This is a genomic window from Delftia sp. 11MD, from assembly GCF_050907895.1.
GTDB classification, from domain to species: Bacteria; Pseudomonadota; Gammaproteobacteria; order Burkholderiales; family Burkholderiaceae_C; genus Comamonas; species Comamonas tsuruhatensis.
This window is the reverse complement of sequence record NZ_CP194333.1, coordinates 1359933-1380993: the sequence shown is the minus strand read 5'-3', so window position 1 is coordinate 1380993 and position 21061 is coordinate 1359933. Positions and strand designations below refer to the sequence as shown.

At 68.4% G+C, this 21061-nt stretch carries 19 protein-coding genes; 14 read left to right on the top strand and 5 right to left on the bottom strand.

Translation table 11 applies throughout. From position 1 onward, the window contains the following. The first annotated feature begins 79 nt into the window (after nucleotides 1-79). Nucleotides 80-1546 (top strand): methyl-accepting chemotaxis protein, encoded by a 1467-nt coding sequence (locus tag ACRSCF_RS06250; protein WP_133072223.1) that lies wholly within the window; start codon nucleotides 80-82, stop codon nucleotides 1544-1546. A 43-nt stretch (nucleotides 1547-1589) separates the two neighbouring features. On the opposite strand, the gene lolD is transcribed toward ACRSCF_RS06250, so the two are convergent. From lolD to ACRSCF_RS06235, 3 genes are all read right to left on the bottom strand, one after another. Beyond that, on the bottom strand, nucleotides 1590-2306 hold the full coding sequence (gene lolD / locus ACRSCF_RS06245; RefSeq protein ID WP_074921093.1) for a lipoprotein-releasing ABC transporter ATP-binding protein LolD: 717 nt from the start codon (nucleotides 2304-2306) through the stop codon (nucleotides 1590-1592). Beyond that, nucleotides 2299-3552 carry a lipoprotein-releasing ABC transporter permease subunit gene (locus ACRSCF_RS06240; RefSeq protein WP_432676079.1) on the bottom strand — a complete coding sequence of 418 codons (1254 nt, stop codon included), beginning with the start codon at nucleotides 3550-3552 and terminating at the stop codon, nucleotides 2299-2301. Before ACRSCF_RS06240 ends, lolD begins: the two co-directional genes overlap by 8 nt. Before the next feature lie 61 nt (nucleotides 3553-3613). Then, entirely contained in the window at nucleotides 3614-4084 is a 471-nt protein-coding gene (locus ACRSCF_RS06235; RefSeq protein WP_313281218.1) for a MarR family winged helix-turn-helix transcriptional regulator, read from the bottom strand. Between the two features lie 180 nt (nucleotides 4085-4264). On the opposite strand from ACRSCF_RS06235, the gene ACRSCF_RS06230 reads away from it, so the two are divergent. The 7 genes from ACRSCF_RS06230 (at nucleotide 4265) to ACRSCF_RS06200 (ending at nucleotide 11265) form a co-directional block, all read left to right on the top strand. Continuing rightward, nucleotides 4265-5287, top strand: coding sequence for a tripartite tricarboxylate transporter substrate binding protein (locus ACRSCF_RS06230; RefSeq protein WP_244387872.1), 1023 nt, complete (start codon nucleotides 4265-4267; stop codon nucleotides 5285-5287). A 44-nt stretch (nucleotides 5288-5331) separates the two neighbouring features. Then, complete coding sequence (locus tag ACRSCF_RS06225; RefSeq protein ID WP_034364094.1) at nucleotides 5332-6657, top strand: sulfatase family protein; 1326 nt, start codon at nucleotides 5332-5334, stop codon at nucleotides 6655-6657. 66 nt (nucleotides 6658-6723) lie between these two features. Then, nucleotides 6724-7722, top strand: coding sequence for a phosphoglycerate mutase (locus ACRSCF_RS06220; protein ID WP_244387871.1), 999 nt, complete (start codon nucleotides 6724-6726; stop codon nucleotides 7720-7722). Between the two features lie 10 nt (nucleotides 7723-7732). Further along, complete coding sequence (gene recJ / locus ACRSCF_RS06215) at nucleotides 7733-9451, top strand: single-stranded-DNA-specific exonuclease RecJ (RefSeq protein WP_244387870.1); 1719 nt, start codon at nucleotides 7733-7735, stop codon at nucleotides 9449-9451. A 98-nt stretch (nucleotides 9452-9549) separates the two neighbouring features. Next, the gene (locus ACRSCF_RS06210) at nucleotides 9550-10230 is read left to right on the top strand and encodes a CsgG/HfaB family protein (RefSeq protein WP_016445723.1); all 681 of its coding nucleotides are present in this window, start codon (nucleotides 9550-9552) and stop codon (nucleotides 10228-10230) included. Next, nucleotides 10227-10601 (top strand): DUF4810 domain-containing protein, encoded by a 375-nt coding sequence (locus tag ACRSCF_RS06205; protein ID WP_034364091.1) that lies wholly within the window; start codon nucleotides 10227-10229, stop codon nucleotides 10599-10601. Before ACRSCF_RS06210 ends, ACRSCF_RS06205 begins: the two co-directional genes overlap by 4 nt. A gap of 1 nt (nucleotide 10602) precedes the next feature. Further along, nucleotides 10603-11265: a DUF799 domain-containing protein gene (locus ACRSCF_RS06200; protein ID WP_034364089.1), complete on the top strand. Its 663-nt coding sequence runs from the start codon at nucleotides 10603-10605 to the stop codon at nucleotides 11263-11265. A gap of 57 nt (nucleotides 11266-11322) precedes the next feature. Here the strand turns inward: ACRSCF_RS06200 and ACRSCF_RS06195 are convergent, their stop codons facing one another. Continuing rightward, nucleotides 11323-13095 carry a methyl-accepting chemotaxis protein gene (locus ACRSCF_RS06195; RefSeq protein ID WP_244387869.1) on the bottom strand — a complete coding sequence of 591 codons (1773 nt, stop codon included), beginning with the start codon at nucleotides 13093-13095 and terminating at the stop codon, nucleotides 11323-11325. Between the two features lie 211 nt (nucleotides 13096-13306). Between ACRSCF_RS06195 and ACRSCF_RS06190 the strand changes: the two genes are divergently transcribed. After that, the gene (locus ACRSCF_RS06190) at nucleotides 13307-14170 is read left to right on the top strand and encodes a 3',5'-nucleoside bisphosphate phosphatase (RefSeq protein WP_034364087.1); all 864 of its coding nucleotides are present in this window, start codon (nucleotides 13307-13309) and stop codon (nucleotides 14168-14170) included. 25 nt (nucleotides 14171-14195) lie between these two features. Next, nucleotides 14196-14840, top strand: a complete 645-nt coding sequence (locus tag ACRSCF_RS06185; RefSeq protein WP_016445718.1) for an L-threonylcarbamoyladenylate synthase — start codon at nucleotides 14196-14198, stop codon at nucleotides 14838-14840. 77 nt (nucleotides 14841-14917) lie between these two features. Here the strand turns inward: ACRSCF_RS06185 and ACRSCF_RS06180 are convergent, their stop codons facing one another. Next, nucleotides 14918-16243, bottom strand: a complete 1326-nt coding sequence (locus tag ACRSCF_RS06180; protein WP_244387868.1) for a methyl-accepting chemotaxis protein — start codon at nucleotides 16241-16243, stop codon at nucleotides 14918-14920. A gap of 176 nt (nucleotides 16244-16419) precedes the next feature. Between ACRSCF_RS06180 and ACRSCF_RS06175 the strand changes: the two genes are divergently transcribed. The 4 genes from ACRSCF_RS06175 (at nucleotide 16420) to ACRSCF_RS06160 (ending at nucleotide 21061) form a co-directional block, all read left to right on the top strand. Beyond that, nucleotides 16420-17097, top strand: coding sequence for a site-2 protease family protein (locus ACRSCF_RS06175; protein WP_016445716.1), 678 nt, complete (start codon nucleotides 16420-16422; stop codon nucleotides 17095-17097). Between the two features lie 75 nt (nucleotides 17098-17172). Continuing rightward, nucleotides 17173-18465, top strand: coding sequence for a tryptophan--tRNA ligase (locus ACRSCF_RS06170; RefSeq protein ID WP_017404606.1), 1293 nt, complete (start codon nucleotides 17173-17175; stop codon nucleotides 18463-18465). A gap of 95 nt (nucleotides 18466-18560) precedes the next feature. Beyond that, nucleotides 18561-19274, top strand: coding sequence for a response regulator transcription factor (locus ACRSCF_RS06165; protein WP_016445714.1), 714 nt, complete (start codon nucleotides 18561-18563; stop codon nucleotides 19272-19274). Then, a complete protein-coding gene (locus ACRSCF_RS06160) occupies nucleotides 19271-21061 on the top strand; it encodes a FecR family protein (RefSeq protein WP_432675345.1) in 1791 nt (596 codons plus the stop codon). The genes ACRSCF_RS06165 and ACRSCF_RS06160 overlap by 4 nt, the downstream gene beginning before the upstream one ends.

Genomic DNA, 21061 nt, shown 5'->3' with positions numbered 1-21061 from the left:
AAAATACATAAAGTAACACTTACACCCCGCATCGGGCTCCCGCATCACCGGCCGGCATGCTTTGGAGAGAGGAATTCCCATGAAGCGCTCAGCATGGAGTCGAATCCTGGACCTCGGTGGCGCACGCCGCAAGGCGGAGCTTGACGGGCAATTGGCCGCCATACACAAGTCCCAGGCGGTGATCGAGTTCGACCTGCAAGGCCATGTGCTGGCTGCCAACCAGAACTTCCTGGACACCATGGGCTACGAGGAGCACGAGGTCATCGGCCAGCACCACCGCATGTTCGTGGACAGCCAGGTCAGCGAATCCCCCGAATACGCCCGGTTCTGGCAGCGCCTGGGCAGCGGCATCCACGATGCGGGGCGCTACCGGCGCATCGCCAGGGATGGGCGCGATGTCTGGCTGCAGGCCAGCTACAACCCCATCTTCGACCGGCATGGCCGGCCCTTCAAGGTGGTGAAGTACGCCACCGACATCACCGAGCAGCAGCGCCGCAACGCCGATGCCGAAGGCCAGCTGGCGGCCATCTCCAAGGTGCAGGCCATCATCGAGTTCGACCTGGACGGCAACATCCTCCATGCCAACCGCCTGTTCCTGCAGGCCATGGGCTACACGCTGGACGAGGTCGTCGGGCGGCACCACAGCATGTTCGTCCAGCCCCATGAGCGCCAAAGCGCCGAATACGCGCAGTTCTGGCGCAAGCTGGGCAGCGGCCAGCACGATGCAGGCCAGTACCTGCGCATCGGCAAGCACGGCCGCCAGGTCTGGATCGAGGCCAGCTACAACCCCATCCTCGATGCCGACGGCCGGCCCTTCAAGGTAGTCAAGTACGCCCGCGATATCACGCGCCGCTTCACGGCCGCGCAGACCCTGGGCGAGGCCATGCAGGGCCTGAGCGAAAGCGCCGAGCACGCAGGCCAGGCCAATGAACTGGCCCGCCAGGCCTGCCGGGTGGCCGAGCAGGGCGGGCGCACGGTGCACGAGGTCATGGGCACCATGGAGTCCATCAGCGCCAGCTCGCGCAAGATCAACGACATCATCGGCGTGATGGACGGCATCGCCTTCCAGACCAATATCCTGGCGCTCAACGCCGCCGTGGAAGCGGCCCGCGCCGGCGAGCAGGGCCGGGGCTTTGCCGTGGTGGCCGGCGAGGTGCGGGCACTGGCGCAGAACAGCGCCGCCGCCGCCAAGGAGATCAAGCAGCTCATCCACACCTCGGTGGAGCAGGTGGCTCTGGGCGCCGAGCAGGTGCGACAGGCCGGCGGGACCATGCAGGAAATCGTGGATTCCTCCCACCAGGTCACGGCCATCATGGGCGACGTGGTGCAGGCCTCCATGGCGCAGTCTGCGCGGCTGCGCGAGGTCACGGCCGACCTGACGGCCCAGAGCGTAAACATCGGCGACACGCCCCGCGCGCAACCCGTGCGCAAGTCGCTGCCGGCGGCCATGGTTCCCGAGGCCCCGCAGATCAAGGCGGCGCCAGCGCCCACCGTGGTGCCTGTGCGCACGCCGCACATGGGCGGCAAGCTGCTGCGCATGGCCTGACGCCGGAGCGCGCAGGACGGCGCATGCAGGACCCAGTACAGGGTCAGGCCAGCTGTCCCTGCACCAGGCGCACCATGCGGTCGCAGCGCGCCGCGAGCTGCTCGTCGTGCGTGACCATCACAAAGGCCGTGCCATGGCTGCGCGCCAGCTCCAGCATCAGACGGAACACGGTGTCGGCCGTGCTGCGGTCCAGGTTGCCGGTGGGCTCGTCGGCCAGCACGCAGGCCGGCTGGGTGACCAGGGCACGGGCAATGGCCACGCGCTGGCGCTCGCCCCCCGACAGTTCGGCCGGACGGTGCAGCATGCGTTCGCCCAGGCCCACGGCCGCCAGCATGCGTGCGGCGCGCTCCATGCACTCGGCCCTTTCGTCGCGGCGTATGCGCAGCGGCATGGCCACGTTGTCCTGGGCGCTGAATTCGGGCAGCAGATGGTGGAACTGGTAGATGAAGCCCAGGTGCCGGTTGCGCAGCGCGCCCTGCTTCTGGGCGCTGAGTTCATGCAGGGGCTCGCCCTTGAGGGTGACGCTGCCGCTGGTGGGAGCATCCAGCCCGCCCAGCAGGTGCAGCAGCGTGCTCTTGCCCGAGCCCGAGGCGCCGACAATGGCCAGCGTCTCGCCCGCACGCACCTGCAGATCGACACCTGCCAGCACCTGCACGTTGAGCCGTCCTTCGGCAAAGCGCTTGGTCAGGCCGCGCGCATCGAGGACCACGGCGCCCTGCTGGGACACTTCGAAACCGGGCATCACATTCACTTCATTCATAGCGCAGCGCCTCGGCGGGGTTCACGCGGCTGGCGCGCCAGCTCGGGTAGATGGTGGCGACAAAGGCCAGGACCAGGGAGATCACGGCGATGGGCATGATGTCGCTGTACTGCGGATCGCTGGGCATCTTGCTGATCAGGTAGATGTCCTTGGGCAGGAAGTTGGCATGCAGCAGGCGCTCGATGGCCGGCACGATGACATCGATGTTGAAGGCAATGCCCAGGCCCAGCAGCAGGCCCGCGAAGGTGCCGATGACGCCCACCATGGCGCCCTGCACCATGAAGATTCCCATGATGCTGGACGGCGAGGCGCCCAGCGTGCGCAGGATGGCGATGTCGGCGCGCTTGTCGGTCACCGTCATCACCAGCGTGGACACGAGGTTGAACGCAGCCACGGCCACGATGAGCGTGAGGATGATGAACATCATGCGTTTTTCCAGCTGCACGGCCGCGAACCAGGTGCGGTTCTGCTGGGTCCAGTCGCGGATCAGCAGGCGGTCGGTGATGGTGTGGGCCAGCTCCATGGCCACGCGCGGCGCCTCGTGCAGGTCCTTGAGCTTCAGGCGGATGCCAGTCGGCCCTTCCAGGCGGAACAGGCGCTGCGCGTCCTCGTAATGCATCATCACCAGGGCCGAGTCGTATTCGTAGTGGCCGGAGTCGAAGGTGCCGGCCACATGCATCTGCTTGAGGCGGGGCACCACGCCGGCCGGCGTGACCTGGCCGCCCGGGGCGATCAGCGTGACCATGTCGCCCTGGCGCACGCCCAGCGAGCGCGCCAGCTCCACGCCCAGCACCACGTTGAACTCGCCAGGCACCAGGCGCTGGAGCACCTCGGCATTGGTGGCGGCCACGTCGGCGACCTCCCCCTCGCGCGCCGGATCGATGCCGCGCACCAGGGTGCCCTTCATGTCCTCGCCGCGTGCCAGCAGCGCCTGGGCCGCGACGAACGGGGCGGCGCCCAGCACGTCGGGGTTGGCGCGCGCCTCGCGCATGGTGCGCTCCAGATCGGGCAGCGCCGCACCCTGGGGCGCGAAGATCTCGATGTGCGAGACCACGCTGAGCATGCGGTCGCGCACTTCCTTCTGGAAGCCGTTCATCACGCTGAGCACGATGATCAGCGCCGCGACACCGAGGGCGATGCCCAGCATGGAGACGCCGGAGATGAACGAGATGAAGCCGTTGCGGCGCGTGGCGCGCCCGGCCCGGGTGTAGCGCCAGCCGACGGCCAGTTCGTAGGGAAATTGCATGGGCATGCATTGTGTCATCGCCCGCAGGCCCTGCATGGCGGCAGGCTTTGCCGTCGGCGTGTCAGCGCCGGTGCCGTCCGCGGTCCACGCGCGGCAGGGCGTCGTAGCGGCCCTCTGCCTCCAGCGTCAGCGCATGGCGCTGCAGCCTGGCCAGCAAGGTATCGAATTGTGCGAGTTCCTCGTCGCTGAGCACGGACACCAGGTCCAGGTGGATCTGGGCCATGCGCGGCAGGATCAGGCCGTACATGCGCCGCCCCTCGGCCGTCAGCGACACGGCCACGCGGCGGCGGTCGCCGGGCAGGGGGCTGCGCTGCACCCAGCCCTTTTCCTCCAGCCCGCTGAGGGCGCGCGAGGTGCGTGCGCGGTCCAGCTGCGCGCGTTCGGCCAGCTCCGACGACAGCAGGCCCTCGTTGGCAGCCACCGTGGCCATCACGCCCCACTCGCGGCGCGTGATGCCGAAATGCGCCTCGCACATGCGCATGGCCACGCCGCCGGCCGCACCAAAGTAGCGGTTGATGCGAAACAGCAGCATCTGCTGGATGGACGTGGGGGCTGGACGGGTATTCACGGGGAACAGTTGATTAGATCAATTGCTGCGGGGACTTCTACAGTGGCCCCGTCCGGAAAGGAGACAACGGGAGCCACCGTCCGGAGCCGGCTTGGGGATTCTCGCAAAGCCCGGCGCACCCGCAGCGCAGAAAGTTCGCCGACCATGTTTTCCCTGTTCCAAGCCACCCATGCCACCCATGCCTTGCGCAGCCCGCTGCTGCGGGCCGGCCTGGCCCTTCTGCTGGGCCTGGGCTCCGGCGCTGGCGCCCGGGCCGATGCGGCCGCCGATGCTGCCGCCTGGCCCGCCAAACCCGTGCGCATCGTCGTCGCCTTCGCGCCCGCTGGCGCCGCCGACATCCTGGCGCGCAGCCTGGGCGAGGTACTGCAGCGTGAGCTCAAACAGCCCTTCGTCGTGGACAACCGGCCCGGCGCGGGCGGCAACATCGGCACCGACAACGCGGCCAAGGCACCCGGCGACGGCTACACGCTGCTGGTCGGCATCGACACGACCTTCACCGTCAATCCCTTCATCTACAAGAGCATGCCGTTCAAGGGCACGGACCTGCGTCCCGTGATGATGATCGCCTCGCAGGGAATGATGGTGGCCGTGAATCCCCGCACCGGCCTCAGGACGCTGGACCAGTTCATCGCCCAGGGCAAGAAAAGCGGCCTGACGCTGGGCTCGGCCGGCTACGGCACGCCGGGCCACCTGGCCTCGGCCATCCTCACCCATGCCACGGGCGCCAAGGTCAGCCACGTGCCCTACAAGGGCAACGCCCCGGCCAGCACGGCCGTGCTGGCCGGCGAGGTGGAGGGCGGCATCATCAGCTCCTCGGCCATGCTGGGCCAGGTGGCGGCCGGCAAGGTCGTGCCGCTGGCCGTGACCACGCGCCAGCGCAACCCGCTGGTGCCCGGCGTGCCCACCGTGGGCGAGCTGGGCCACAAGGACCTGGAGCAGGAAGTGCTGTTCGCCCTGTGGGTGCCGGCCGCCACGCCCGAGCCCCTGGTCGCCAGGATCCAGTCCGCGCTGGAAAAGGCCATGAAGGATGCGGCGCTGCGCGAGCGCATGCGCGCCAACGACCTGTTCTATGAAGGCCTGACCGGTCAGGCCGCCGCCGAACGCATACAGGCGCTGGCCGACCGCTACCGGACCGTGATCCAGTCCACCGGAATGAAGATGGAATGAGCGCCGCCGCTTCCCGTCCACAACCCTGCACAGAACGCATTTCCATGTCCCGTCCCAATATCCTCTTCATCGTGGCCGATGACCTCGGCTATGCCGACCTCGGCTGCTACGGCGGCCGCGCGGCCGACTTCGGCCCGGTATCGCCCGTGCTCGACCGCCTGGCCGCCGGCGGCCTCAGGCTCACCCAGGGCTATGCCAACTCGCCCGTGTGCTCTCCCACGCGCTTTGCCCTGGCCACGGCGCGCTACCAGTACCGCCTGCGCGGTGCGGCCGAGGAACCCATCAACAGCAGGACACGCGGCACGCCGCTGGGCGAGAAGCTGGGCCTGCCGCCCAACATGCCCACGGTCGCATCGATGCTCAGGGATGCCGGCTACCGCACGGCGCTGATCGGCAAATGGCACCTGGGCTACCCGCCGCACTTCGGCCCGCTGCGCTCGGGCTACGAGGAATACTTCGGCCCCATGTCAGGCGGCGTGGACTACTTCACCCATCTGAGCAGCTCGGGCCAGCACGACCTGTGGGTGGGCGAGGAGGAGCACCACGACGAGGGCTACCTGACCGACCTGCTGTCGCAGCGCAGCGTGGACTTCGTCCACCGCATGGCCCAGGGCGATGCGCCCTTCTTCCTGAGCCTGCACTACACGGCGCCGCACTGGCCCTGGGAAACGCGCGATGACCGCAGCACGGCCGAGGCCCTGGGCGCAGGCATTGCCCACCTGGACGGCGGCAACATCCACCAGTACCGCCGCATGATCCACCACATGGACGAAGGCATAGGCTGGATCGTCGAGGCGCTGCGTGCCAGCGGACAGCTGGACAACACCCTCATCGTCTTCACCAGCGACAACGGCGGCGAACGCTTCTCCGACAACTGGCCCCTGGTCGGCGGCAAGATGGACCTGACCGAAGGCGGCATACGCGTGCCCTGGATTGCGCACTGGCCGGCCGTGATCGCGCCGGGCCGCAGCAGCACCCAGCACTGCATGAGCATGGACTGGTCGGCCACGGTGCTGGATGCCGCCGGCGTGCAGGCGCCGGCCGGCCATGCGCTGGACGGCGTCTCCCTGCTGCCCGTGCTGCGCGCCGAAGATGCCGAATTCCCGCGCGCCCTGCACTGGCGCATGAAGCACCGCGGCCAGCGCGCGCTGCGCGACGGCGACTGGAAGTACCTGCGCGTGGACGGCATCGACTACCTGTTCGACCTGGCCAGCGACGAGCGCGAGCGCGCCAACCAGGCAGTGCGCGCGCCCGAGCGTCTGGCCGCCATGCGCAGCGCCTGGGAAGACTGGAACCAGGGCATGCCGCCCATCCCCGAGGACGCCACGGTCAGCCTGGTCTCGTCGGCCCGGGACATGCCCCAGCGCTGAACCGCGCTCCAAGGGGAAAAACGAAGGCGCCGGCACTGCGGCACCCCATGCCCGACAATAGCGGCCATGCTTTTGACCGCGCCCCTGGTGTCCTCCACCCAAGCCCCGCTGGAGGAAACGACCGAATGGATCATCCCCTATGCCGGCGGTCCGTCCTCGGATGCAGCGGATGACGCTGCCGTCACGGCCGTCTGGGGCGGACTGGAGCTGCCCCATCTCCAATCCCTGCTGGCGCTGATGCAGCCCGCTCCCGCACAGACCGGCACGGAGATGGATTTTTCTCCCCCCCACGAACGCGCCCTGGCGCGCTCGCTGGGCCTGCCCGATGCGCCGGGCCTGATTGCCTGGGCCGCCTGGCAGGCCGGTGAGACAGCGCAGGCCTGCGCCTATGTCACGCCCTGCCACTGGCACATAGGCGCAGACCAGGTCCACCAGAGCGATCCCGCCACCACACCCCTCAGCGATGAGGAATCCCGCCAGCTGCTGGCCCTGCTGGCGCCCTGGTTCGCCGACGACGGCATCGTGCTGGAGTACCAACAGCCGCAGCGCTGGCTGGCGCGCGGTGCGCTGTTCGATGACCTGGCCACGGCCTCCATGGACCGCGTCATCGGCCGCGACGTGCGGCCCTGGCTGCCCGACGCGCAGCAGGCACGCGCCCTGCACCGCCTGCAAAGCGAGGTGCAGATGCTGCTCTACACCCATGTCTTCAACGACGCCCGCGCCGCCCGCGGCCAGGTGCCCATCAACGCCTTCTGGGTCCACGGCGCCGGGCGCCTGGAGCCCGGCACGGCCACCGGCGCCAAGGCCGCCGTGCAATGCCTGGACGACCTTCACGCCGCAGCCCTGCAGGGCAACCCCTCTGCGTGGCGCGAGGCCTGGAAGGCGCTGGACGCCGGGCTCATCGCCCGCCTGCTGGAGCGCGTGCGCGCAGGCCACCCGCTCACGCTGACGCTGTGCGGCGAACGCCATGCCATCGCATGGAGCAGCCGCCCGCCGCGCTGGCTGGACAGGCTGGCGGGCCTTTTCGGCCCCCGCGCCCTGCCCGATCTGGGCCGCATGCTCTGACACACTGCCCATGAAAATCATTCCCCGCGAGATCCCTGCGCAGCAGGCCTGGGCACTGCGCCAGGCCGGTGTCCACCCGCTGCTGGCCCAGCTCTACGCCGCACGCGGCGTGTGCTCCGCCGACGAACTGGACGACACACCCGCGCGCCTGCTGGCCCCCTCGGGCCTGATGGGCATGGACGCCGCCGTGCGGCTGCTGGCCGATGCCATAGAACGCGGCCTGCGCCTGTGCATCGTGGCCGACTACGACTGCGACGGCGCCACCGCCTGCGCCGTGGGCTGGCGCGGCCTGCGCATGCTGGGCGCGACCGAGGTCGGCTACCTGGTGCCCGACCGCGTGGTGGACGGCTACGGCCTGACGCCCCCCATCGCGCGCCGTGTCAAGGAAACCGGCGCCGACGTGATGGTCACCGTGGACAACGGCATTGCCAGCGTCGAAGGCGTGGCCGAGGCCAAGTCCCTGGGCCTGCAGGTGGTCGTCACCGACCACCACCTGCCCGGCAACCACCTGCCGCTGGCCGACGCCATCGTCAACCCCAACCAGCCCGGCTGCAGCTTCGAGAGCAAGTCCATGGCCGGTGTCGGCGTGATGTTCTACGTGCTGCTGGCCCTGCGAGCCGAACTGCGCGCGCGCGGCCGCTTCGACAAGACCAGCCAGCCCCGTCTGGAGGCCTTGCTGCCCCTGGTCGCCCTGGGCACCGTGGCCGACGTGGTGAAGCTGGACGCCAACAACCGCCGCCTGGTCGCCCTGGGCCTCAAGCAGATACGCCGAGGCCAGATGCAGCCGGGCCTGCAGGCCTTGTTCGACGCGGCCGGCCGCAAGGCCTTTGCGGCCACCACCTTCGACTTCGGCTTCGCACTGGGTCCGCGCATCAATGCGGCCGGCCGGCTGTCCGACATGACCATCGGCATCGAGTGTCTGACCACGGACGACGCAGGCCGCGCAGCCAACCTGGCCCAGATGCTGGACGCCATCAACCGCGAGCGCCGCGAGCTGGAAGGCGGCATGCGCGAGCAGGCCCTGCTCATGGCCGAGGGCCTGTGCACGGACGGCATGACGCCGCCGGCGGCCATCAGCGTGTTCGACCCCGATTTCCACGAAGGCGTGGTCGGCATCGTGGCCTCGCGCATCAAGGACCGCATGCACCGGCCCAGCTTCGTCTTCGCAGCCAGCGGCGCGCCGGGGCACGAGCATGAACTCAAGGGCTCGGGCCGCTCCATTCCCGGCTTTCACCTGCGCGACGCGCTGGACCTGGTATCCAAGCGCCACCCTGGCCTGCTGCTGCGCTTCGGCGGCCACGCCATGGCGGCCGGCTGCACCATTGCCGAAGCCGGATTCGCCGTGTTCGAGAAGGCCCTGGCCCAGGTGGCCCAGGAATGGCTGGACGCGGCCACGCTGACGCGGCGCATAGAAACCGACGGGCCTCTGGACCCTGATTTCCGCAAGCCGGAAATGGTCGAGCAGCTCAATCTCGCGGTCTGGGGCCAGGGCTTTGCCCCGCCCACCTTCAGCGAACAGCTGGAAGTGCTGTCACAGCGCCTGGTCGGGGAAAAGCACCTGAAACTGCAATTGCGCCATCAGGGCGAAACCGTGGACGGCATCTGGTTCGGCCATACCGACCCGCTGCCGTCATCGGCCTGCATTGCATTTCGCATGGACATCAATGAATGGCGCGGAGAGCGCAAGGTGCAATTCCTGATCGAGGGCGTTCATTCGGACATTTCCTAGAGATCCCACCGGCCCTTCACGGCGCCGCTCGGTTAATATCCCCGGTTTTTTGCAACAATTTATTGCAAATTCATTCCAAGAAAACCGGGGAAAAACTCATGACTTCTCGCCTGTGGCCTTGCACGGCCATTGCCATCACCCTGGCCGCCGGCCTTTCCGGCTGCGCCACCACCGAGCAATCGCGCACGCTTGAAACGGCCAAACCCGCTTCTGCATACAGCGCCTATCAAGGCCCGCGCAGCCCCATTTCCGTGGGCAAGTTCGACAACCGCTCCAGCTTCCAGCGCGGCATTTTCTCGGACGGAGTCGACCGCCTCGGTGGCCAGGCCAGAACCATCTTGGTAACCCACCTGCAGCAAAGCGGCCGATTCAGCGTGCTGGACCGCGACAACATGTCCGAGACCCGCCAGGAAGCGGGCTTCAACCGGCAGGAGCAGGCGATCAAGGGCGCCACCTACGTCGTGACCGGCGACGTGAGCGAGTTCGGCCGCAAGGTGGTCGGGGACCGCCAGTTCTTCGGCGTGCTCGGCCGTGGCAAGGAGCAGGTGGCCTATGCCAAGGTCAGCCTGAACATCGTCCGGGTGCAGACCTCCGAAGTCGTCTATTCGGTGCAGGGCGCAGGCGAATACAGCCTGTCGAACCGGGAAATCGTGGGATTCGGCAGCACGGCCGGCTATGACTCCACACTCAATGGCAAGGTGCTGGATCTGGCCATCCGCGAAGCCGTGGACAAGCTGGCGGCCGGCATGGACAGCGGTGCATGGAAGCCCGCGCAATGAAGCAGATTCCCCATTCGGCCGCAACCCTGGCTGCACTGGCCGTTTGCGCCTCGTTGGCCGGCTGCGCCGCACCGCGCCAGCCTCTGTATGCCTGGAACGATTACCAGCCCCAGGTCTATCAATACCTCAAGGATGACGGAAGCACAGGCGCCGAGGACCAATTGCTCAAGCTGGAAGAAACCCGCCTGAAGGTGCAGGCCGAGGGAAAGGCTTTGCCCCCCGGCTATCGCGCCCATATGGCCATGCTGTATTCCCGGACCGGCAACAACGAAAAGACGGTGCAGCAATTGGCAGAGGAAAAGCAGCATTTCCCCGAATCCGCCAAGTTCATGGACACGCTGCTGCAAACCTTCACGGCCCGCAAGGATTGAGATGCGCCTGAGCACACACATCAAGACCCTGGCCCTGGCCATGACCGTCGCAATGACCGGGTGCGCCACCACTGCGCCCTATGACTATTCGGCACTGCGGGCATCCAAGCCTGCATCCATCCTGGTCATGCCCGCGCTGAACCAGTCGCCGGAAGTGAATGCGCCGGCCGGCGTGCTGTCGCAGATCACGCTGCCGCTGGCCGAGGCTGGCTACTACGTCCTGCCCGTGGCGGTCACCGAGGAAATGTTCCGCCAGAACGGCATCGTCAGCGCCGACGATGCGCAGGAACTGCCCGTGGCCAAGCTCCGTGAAATCTTTGGCGCCGATGCGGCCCTGTACCTGAACATCCGCAACTACGGCACCAGCTATGCGGTGATCAGCAGCGCCTCGGTGGTCACGCTGGACGCCAAACTGGTGGACCTGCGTACCGGCACACAGCTGTGGGACGGCAGCGCCACGGCCTCCAGTGCCGAAGGCCAAAGCTCGGGCGGCGGACTGGTCGGCATTCTGGTGACGGCACTGCTCAACCAGATCCTGGACACCATGAACGACCGCAGCGTGCAGATCGCCTCCATCGCCAACCAGCGCCTGCTGTCGCCCATGGCGCAGCGCGGACTGCTGCCGGGCCCGCGCTCGCCCGACTACGGCAAACCGCGCAACTGACGAAGGCCTGCAGGCCGGCGCACATGGACGCGCCGGCCTGCATCCCCGCTCCTCCCGCTAGAAGGTCTCCCAGTCGTCGTCCGCGCCGGCCTTGGCAGGTGCCCGGGCGGGCGCCTTGGCCACAGGAGGCTGGATCTGGGGCGCCGGTGCATTGCGCACGGCGGCAGCCGGGCGTGCCGCGGGCGCGGGACGTGCCGCCGCTGCAGGGGCTGCTGCCGGTCGGCGCGCCACGGCGGCTGAACTGGCGGGCGCCTGCGCCCGGGCCGGTGCCAGCGCACTGCCTTCCTGCCCCAGCTTGAACACCGCCACCACCTCGGACAGGCGCCGCGCCTGGTCCTGCATGGCCAGCGCAGCCGCGCTGGATTCCTCGACCAGGGCCGCATTCTGCTGCGTCATCTGGTCGAGCTGGCTCACGGCCTGGTTGACCTGGCCAATGCCGTCGCGCTGCTCGGTGGACGAGGCGGTGATCTCGCCGATGAGGTCGCTGACGCGGCGCACGCTGGAGACGATTTCCTCCATGGAGCGCCCCGCCTGCTCCACCTGCTGCGAGCCCGACTGCACGTTGTCCACGCTGGTGGTGATCAGCAGCTTGATCTCCTTGGCGGCCTCGGCACTGCGCTGCGCCAGCGAACGCACCTCGCCGGCCACCACGGCAAAGCCCCGGCCCTGCTCGCCTGCGCGGGCCGCTTCCACGGCGGCGTTGAGCGCCAGGATGTTGGTCTGGAAGGCAATGCCGTCGATCACGCCGATGATGTCGGCGATCTTGCGGCTGCTTTCCGTGATCTGCTGCATGCTGGTGACCACCTGGGCCACCACGGCGCCACCCTGCTCGGCCGCCTGCGCGGCCGTGGCGGCCAGCTGGTTGGCCTGGCGCGCCGTATCGGCCGACTGGGTGACGGTGGCCGTCAGCTCCTCCATGCTGGCCGCCGTCTCCTCCAGATTCGCCGCCGTCTGCTCGGTACGCGAGGACAGGTCCTGGTTGCCGCTGGCGATCTGGTTGGAAGCCGTGGACACGGACTCCACGCCCGAACGCACCTCGCCCACCACGCCGCGCAGCCGCTGGGCCATGCCGTTGAGCGCCTGCAGCAGATGGCCCAGCTCATCGCCCCGGTTGCTTTGCACCGACCCCGTGAGATCGCCTGCGGCAATGCCGTCGGCCAGCGCCACGGCCTGGTCCAGCGGCCGTGTGATGGAACGCATGATGGCCATGCCCATGAACAGGCCCAGGGCCACGATGAGCGCGCTGGCCAGGGCGCCGATCCAGTAGGCCCGGGTGCGGTGGGCGACACCCTCCTCGCGCGCCAGCTCGCTTTGGCGCTCCTGCTGCTGCACAAAGGCTTCCTGCGCCGTGTTGTAGCGCTCGGCCGCCGGGCGCAGCTGCTTTTCCACGATGTCGAAGGTGGAGGCGAAGTCGCTGGCCTTGCGCGCATCCTGGGCCGCCGAGTTGGCCTTGAGCGTTTCCCGGCGCTCGGCCGCCACGGCCTCCAGCGCCTGCTTGCCCTTGGCATCGAGCTGCAGCTCGCCCACCTGCTTTTGCAGCACGTTGATGCGTTCTATGCCCTTGCTCATCAGCGCGCGCTGCTGCGCGGCCAGCGTCTCGTCGGGTGACATGGCCGCGACGATGGAGCGCTCCACGCTCATCTGGGTCAGATGCCGCCACTCGCGCGCCAGCGTGGCGCCGCGCTGCGCGGTCATCACGTCGGTGTTGATCTTCTCGTTGACTCCGTGCAGATAGAACAGGATGCCGCCGTTGACCGCCAGCATGCTCACCAGCAGTCCCAGCACCAAGGCCCAGAGTTTCTGGGCGACGGTGATTTGATTCAGATTCATGGAAAAACCGATCTTTTTTCTAACAATGCCGGAGCCTGGCCATGGCGCCCCGCCGACCTTCGCTCCGGGCAATCATTCTTGTCCACCCTTGACGGCGCCTGGCTGATCATCGTCATGCCGCTGTCACTATTGAGGGCGGTAAACCCGCACTCAGGGAAGTCCCCAGCCGCAGCGCCAGGCTCGGAAAAGGACCGACACCTACAATGGGCCGGTGCCCAAGTCCTATCTGAATGCCGATCTGCACAGCCACTCCGTGGTCTCGGATGGAACGCTGACGCCTGAACAACTGGCCGAACGTGCCGCAGCCCGCGGCGTGCAGCTGTGGGCGCTGACCGACCACGACGAGGTCGGCGGCCAGCACCGCGCAGCCGCCGCAGCGCGCGCCTGCGGCCTGGACTACCTGACGGGCGCAGAGATCTCGGTGAGCTTTGCAGGCACCACGGTGCACATCGTGGGCCTGGGCTTTGACGCAGACGACCCGGCCCTGGTCGAAGGCCTGCATGCCACGCGCGACGGACGCGGTCCCCGCGCCCGCGAGATGGCCCACCAGCTGGAGCTGGCCGGCATTGAAGGCAGCTACGAAGGCGCGCTGCGCTTTGCCGGCAATCCCGCGCTGATCTCGCGCACGCATTTCGCGCGCTTTCTCGTGGAATCCGGCCGCTGCCGCGACACCGGCGAGGTGTTCCGCCACTACCTGACCGAAGGCCATCCCGGCTACGTGCCCCATACCTGGGCGCGCCTGGCCGACGCCGTGCGCTGGATCACGCAGGCCGGCGGCGTGGCGGTGATCGCCCACCCGGCCCGCTATGCGCTGACGGCCAACGAGGAGTACGCGCTGTTTTCCGAATTCAAGGCCCATGGGGGCCAGGGCGTGGAGGTCGTCACCGGCAGCCACCGCCCCAGCGAGTACGCTGTCTATGCCGACATGGCCCGCGAGTTCGGCCTGGCCGCCTCGCGCGGCAGCGACTTCCACAGCCCCGAGGAGTCGCATACCGACCTGGGCGACCTGCCCTACCTGCCGGGCCAGCTGACGCCGGTATGGGAACTGCTGGGCGAGCGCATTCAGCCGGCCTGAGCCCTTCCCGCAAACAACGCACACCATGGTCCTACGCTTCGAAGCCCACCCCGACAATCCCCAGCCCCGTCTCATCAAGCAGGCCGCCGACATGCTGCGCCAGGGCGCCATCCTGGCCATTCCCACGGACTCCAGCTATGCACTGGTCTGCCATCTGGACGACCGCCCTGCGGTGGAGCGGCTTCGCCGCATCCGCCAGATCAACGACAAGCACCACCTCACGCTGCTGTGCCGCGACCTGTCGGAGCTGTCCAGCCATGCGCGCGTGGACAACCGCCAGTACCGGCTGTTGAAGCTGGCCACGCCGGGCCCCTACACCTTCATCCTGGAAGCCTCCAAGGAAGTGCCCAAGCGCCTGAGCCACCCCTCGCGCAAGACCATCGGCCTGCGCGTGCCGGACCGCAAGGGCACGCAGCTGCTGCTGGAGCAGCTGGGCGAGCCGCTGATCGCCACCACGCTGATCCCGCCCGGAGAGACCGAGGCCCTGCATGACGCGGATGCCATCCTGGAGCGCTTTCCCCACGAGCTCGATGCCATCGTCGATGCAGGTGCCTGCCCCTCGGAGCCGACCACGGTGATCGACCTGGTGCCCATGGCCCTGGGCAATCCGCCCACCGTGGTGCGGCAAGGCCGGGGCAGCCTGGAGGCCCTGGGCCTGGAAATGACCTGAATCACCCCACCCCCCGCACAAACATCAACGCCGGGCATGCCCGGCGTCTGTTTTTGCAGCTTGATCCTGAAAGGCGTTCAGTGCTGCGCCCACTCCAGGGGCCGGGGTGCAGCAGCCGGCGCGCTCTGCAACGGCCTCGTCACAGCGGCGGACAAGACTGCGGCGGGAGCCATCGACGGCTTCTGCGGCTGCACCCGCACGCCAGCGCCAGCATCCTGCGGCTCGTCATCGAGCTTGAAGGCGCCCACGGCCTGCTCCAGCTCCTGGGCGCGCTCGCTCAACGCTGAGGCCGCACGCGAGGCCTGATGCACCAGGGCCGCGTTCTCCTGGGTGGCGCTGTCCATGTGGCCCACGGCGGCGTTGACCTGGGCAATGCCTTCGCTTTGCTCGCGCAGGGCCTGCGACATTTCGCCGAGCAGGCCCGAGACCTGGCCCACGGCGCCGACAATCTCCTGCATGGTGGCCCCCGCCTGGTTGACCAGGCCCGCGCCGCTTTCCACCTGGCGCACGCTGGTGGTGATCAGTTCCTTGATCTGCTTGGCAGCCTCGGCCGAACGGCCGGCCAGGCTGCGCACCTCGCTGGCCACCACGGCGAAGCCCCGGCCCTGTTCGCCCGCGCGTGCCGCCTCCACGGCCGCGTTCAGCGCAAGGATATTGGTCTGGAAGGCAATGCCTTCGATGACCTGGATGATGTCCACGATCTTGCGCGAGCTGCCGCTGATGGCCTCCATGGTCTGCACCACCTCGCCCACCACGGCCCCCCCGCGCCTGGCCGTGGACGATGCATCGACGGCCAGGCCGCTGGCCGAATGCGCGCGCTCCGCGTTCTGGCGCACGGTGGCCGTGAGCTGCTCCATGCTGGCCGCCGTCTGGGCCAGCGCCGAGACCTGGGCCTCGGTGCGGCGCGACAGGTCGGTGTTGCCGGCGTCGATCTCACCGGCCGACAGGCCGATGGAATCCGTGGACTGCTTGATGCGGCCGACCAGCTCGGTCAGCGTGTCTTCCATGGTGCCCAGCGCGCCCAGCAGGCGGCCGAAGTCGCCCTGCAGCTCGGTCGAAAACTCCTGGCTCAGGTCGCCGGCGGCCACCGTTTCGGCAATCAGGATGGCCTGGCCCAGCGGCTGCACGATGCCGCGCCGCAGGCTGAACCAGGCCACCAGGGCCAGTGTGCAGACGGCCGCCCCCAGGCCCAGCACCCACCAGCGCGTGTGCACCAGCGCCTGCTCGGCCACCGTGGTCGCCCCGCCGGCCGCCAGCGCCTGCTCGGCCTGCCCCAGCGAGAGCACCGTGACCGCCATCATCGTGAACACCAGCAGATTGATACCGCCGAACGCAATCACCAGCCGCCAGCCTATCGGCAGCCTGCCCAAGCCCAGTACGCCCACGTGCCACCTCTTGTCCATATGGCCCGAGGGCCTTGGTGAAAAACCTGTTGATTCGCCCATCGCATTGCTGTTTCATTTTGCAACACAGAGGCGGCTGTTGCCAATCCGCGGGAAACCACCATATCCGGTCGGCCGCAGCGCTGCGCACGGGCTCTGGCGGTGCCCAGCGGCAAGGGTGGCCGCCGTCTGAGACAATGCCCGCCGTGGACATCTCCAACCTCATCCAGACCGTACTCATCTATGCCCTGCCCGTGCTCTTCGCGATCACGGTGCACGAGGCTGCCCACGGCTATGCCGCACGCCACTTCGGCGACAACACGGCCGCCATGATGGGACGCATCACGCTCAACCCCATCAAGCACATCGACCCCATCGGCACCATCCTGATGCCGCTGCTGCTGTATTTCGCCACCTCGGGCGCCTTCCTGTTCGGCTACGCCAAGCCCGTGCCCGTGCGCTTCGACCAGTTGCGCAACCCCAAGCGCGACATGATCTGGGTGGCCCTGGCGGGCCCGGCCTCCAATTTCGTGCAGGCGCTGATGTGGGGCGTGCTGCTCGTGGTTCTGGTCGGATCGGGAGTGGGCGAGCGCTTCTTCATTGAAATGTGCCGCGCCGGCATCCTGGTCAATCTGGTGATGTGGGCCTTCAACCTCTTCCCGCTGCCGCCGCTGGACGGCGGGCGCATCCTCGTCGGCCTGCTGCCCTGGCGCCAGGCGCAATGGGTGGCGCGGATCGAACCCTGGGGATTCTTCATCGTCATGGGACTGGTCATCGCCGGCGTGGTCGGCAGCCTGTGGCTGCGGCCGCTGATGGATCTCGGCTATGCCGTGATCGATCTCGCGTTGACGCCGCTGATCGCGCTGCTGCGCTGAACGCGCGGCAGACCCGCCCAGCCTGCCCGTCAGATTCCCTTCTTTTCTCTCTATTGCCTGTCGCAGTCTCCCGTCATGAGCACCATCCGTTTCCTCACCGGCATCACTCCCAGCGGAACCCCGCACCTCGGCAACTATGCCGGCATGCTGCGCCCGGCCATCGCGGCCAGCCGCTCGCGCGAGGTGGAGAACTTCTACTTCCTGGCCGACTACCACGCACTGATCAAGTGCCAGGACCCGGCGCGCGTGCAGCGCTCCACCATCGAGATCGCGGCCAGCTGGCTGGCGGCGGGGCTGGACCCCGAGCATGTGACCTTCTACCGCCAGTCCGACATCCCCGAGATCCCCGAGCTGTGCTGGCTGCTGACCTGCGTGACCGGCAAGGGCCTGCTCAATCGCGCCCACGCCTACAAGGCGGCCGTGGACAAGAACCACGCGGACGGCGCCGAGACCGATGACGGCGTGACTGCCGGCCTGTTCATGTACCCCGTGCTGATGGCTGCCGACATCCTGGCCTTCAACGCCCACAAGGTGCCCGTGGGCCGCGACCAGGTCCAGCACATCGAGATGGCGCGCGACATGGCCTCCAGCTTCAACCACATCTATGGCGGCGAGTTCTTCACGCTGCCCGAGGCACAGGTCGAGGACAACGTGGCCACGCTGCCCGGCCTGGACGGCCGCAAGATGAGCAAGAGCTACAACAACACCATCCCGCTGTTCTCCACGCGCGAGCAGCTGCGCAAGCTCATCGGCAGCATCACCACCGATTCGCGCACGCCCGGCGAGCCCAAGGAAGTCGAGGGCTCGGCCCTGTTCCAGATCTACCAGGGCTTTGCCAGCGAGGAAGAAACCGAGGCGCTGCGCCGCCAGTACGCCGAAGGCATTGCCTGGGGCGACGCCAAGCAGCAGCTGTTCGAGCGCATCGACCGCGAGCTGGCCCCCATGCGCGAACGCTACGAGCACCTGGTGGCCCATCCGGGCGAACTGGAGGACATCCTGCAGGCCGGCGCCACCAAGGCCCGCCGCGAGACCCTGCCCCTGATCCGAGAACTGCGCTCGGCCGTCGGCCTGCGCAGCCTGGCCCAGGCCCCCGTGGCCGCCAAGGCCAAGGCCGCGAAGCAGGCCCTGCCCCAGTTCAAGCAATACCGCGAAGCCGACGGCAAGTTCTACTTCAAGCTCGTGGCTGCCGACGGCCAGCTGCTGCTGCAAAGCCTGGGCTTCGACGCCCCCAAGGAAGCCGGCCAGGCCATCGGCCAACTTCAAAGGGAAGGCGAGGCGGCCCTGTCCGCACTGCAGTCCCGGCTGCAGCCCGCCGACGCGCAGTTGGTGCTGGCCGCCCTGCAGCAACTGCGCGATGCTTCGGAGTAAGGGTAAGCTTCGCTTGAGAAACCGCATATTTGCGGGCAGTCTTGCCCGCAAGCCCTGCGCCCGGGATTCTGGCGCTTGCGTGAAAGGACATTGGGATGCGTATCGCTGCTCTGGACGATGATCCGCTGCAACTGGAGATGCTGCGTCAGGTTGCGCTGGAGACGGGCCACAGCTGCCACACCTACCAGACGGGCTCGGCCCTGCAGTTGGAACTGCGCCGCGAGAGCTTCGACCTTCTGATCGTGGACTGGCACCTTCCGGACATGGAAGGAACGGACCTGGTGCGGTGGACGCGCGGACATGTGAGCCGCGAGCTGCCCATCCTCATCATCACCCACCGCAGCGAAGAGGCCGACATCGTCGAAGGCCTGTCCTGCGGCGCAGACGATTTCATGGTCAAGCCCGTGCGCCACGGCGAGCTGCGCGCGCGCATGGCCGCCCTGCTGCGCCGCGCCTATCCGGTGAATACGCAAAGCGTGCTGGAGTTCGGCCCCTTCCGGTTCCTCACCACCACCAACAGCCTGGAAATGAATGGCCAGCCCATCGAGGTGACGCACCGCGAGTACACGCTGGCCCTGACGCTGTTCCAGAACCAGGGCCGCCTGCTGTCGCGCGAACACCTGCGCGAAGCCGTGTGGGGCCACAACGCCGAAGTGCAGTCGCGCTCGCTGGACACACATATCTCGCGCCTGCGCGCGCTGCTGAACCTGCGCGCCGGTCAGCCCTACGCCATCAGCGCCGTGTACGGCTACGGCTACCGCCTGGACGTGCCTGACGAGGCATTGCAGGCGGCACCTCAAACACCATGAACAGACTCTTGCTCGCCGCCAGCCTGCGCGGGCCCGTCGCGCGGGCCTGCCTGCTGGCAAGCCTGGCCCTGCTGGGCGCTGCCGCCACACAGGCCCAGATCAAACCCGCCGCCAGCGGCGGCGACATGCTCGCCCACCGCGTGGCCACAGGCGACACCCTGGAACAGCTGGCCAGCCGCTACCTGGGCGATGCACGCCAGTGGACCCAGCTGCAGCAGCACAACGGCGTGACCAACCCGTATCGCCTGCGGCCCGGCTCCGTGCTGGAGATTCCCGTGCGCCTGCTGCGCGCCGCCGTGGCCTCCGTGGAATTCGTGCAGGGCGATGCGCGCAGCACACGCGCGCTCGACCATCTGGCCGACACGCAAAGCGGCTCGGCCGAAGACGCAGGCCAGGTCCTGCGCAGGGGACAGACGCTGCAGGAAGGCGATCGACTGCAGCTTGCGCCGGACGCCTTTGTGGCCGTGCGCCTGGCCGATGGCTCTTTGGTGCGCGTGCAGTCGCAGTCCGATGTCCTGCTGCGCCAGATGCGCCGCAAGGGCCGGGCCGGCAGCCTGCAGTCCGTGATCGACCTGCGAGAAGGCAGCGTGGAGGCCTCGGTCCCCCCCGAGCAGGGCAATGCCCAGCGCCGCTTCGAAGTGCGCACGCCTGCGGCATCGACCAGCGTGCGCGGCACGCGTTTCCTGGTGCAGACCGATGCGGCAGGCAGGACAGCGGCCGCCGTCGACGAAGGCACGGTCGCCGTGGGCTCGGACGCCTCTGGCGCACCTTCCGGCGATGCGCTGCTGCACCCCGGCCAGGGCGTGGCCGTGGCGGCAGACGGCCGCGTCGGCCAACCCCGCCCCATGCTGGGCGCGCCTGACATCACCGCCTGGCCCGCCTTGGCGGAAGACGCCAACTGGATCAGCCTGCCCCTGCCGGCCTTGCCCGGCGCCGTGCGTTACCAGCTGCAGCTGTCGCGCGACGCGGACATGACCCAGGTGCTGCGCAGCGCCAGCTTCCAGGCCACGGCCTCACCGCTGCGCCTGGCAGGCGTGGACGATGGCGACTATGTACTGTCCCTGCGCGGCATCGACGCCCAGGGCATTCCGGGTGCGGCCAGCCGGCGCGCCCTGCGCGTCAAGGCCCATCCCGTGCCGCCGCTGTACGAATCACCGCAGGCCGACGCCACCGTGGGCCTGGGCCGCGCCGGCCTGCAGTGCACCAAGGTGGTGGGCGCCGTGCGCTACCGCATCCAGGTCGTTTCTGCCGATGCCCAGGCCGGCTTTGCCGAACCCGCCATCGACGCGCGCGACCTGAACGACTGCACATTGCCCGCAGCCGCGCTGGCCCGGCTGCCGGCCGGCCGCTATCTTTGGCGCGCCGCCAGCATCCGCACGCTGGCCGACGGCAAGCCCGACCAGGGCCCGTTCGCCGCAGCCCAGGCCATGCAGCTGGCGGCCGTGCCGCCCCAGCCCTCGGCCAGCGCGCTGCAGATGGGCGACGGCCCCGCCGAGGGCAGCCGCCAGATCCGCTGGAGTGGCGAGCCCGGCCAGCGCTACCACGTGATGGTGGCGCGCGACCAGGAGTTCACCGCGCCGCTGGTTGACCTCTGGACCGACCAGCCGCAATGGAGCACCGAGGACCTGCCCGCAGGCAGCTACTACCTGCGGCTGCAGATCGAGGACGCCAACGGCCTGGGCAGCGATTTCTCGGCCGCACGCCAGTTCCGCACCGGCAGCTGGATCGTCGATGCCAGCGGCGAGATGATGCAATCGGGCAGCGGAGAGCGCCTGCAGCGCCAGTAA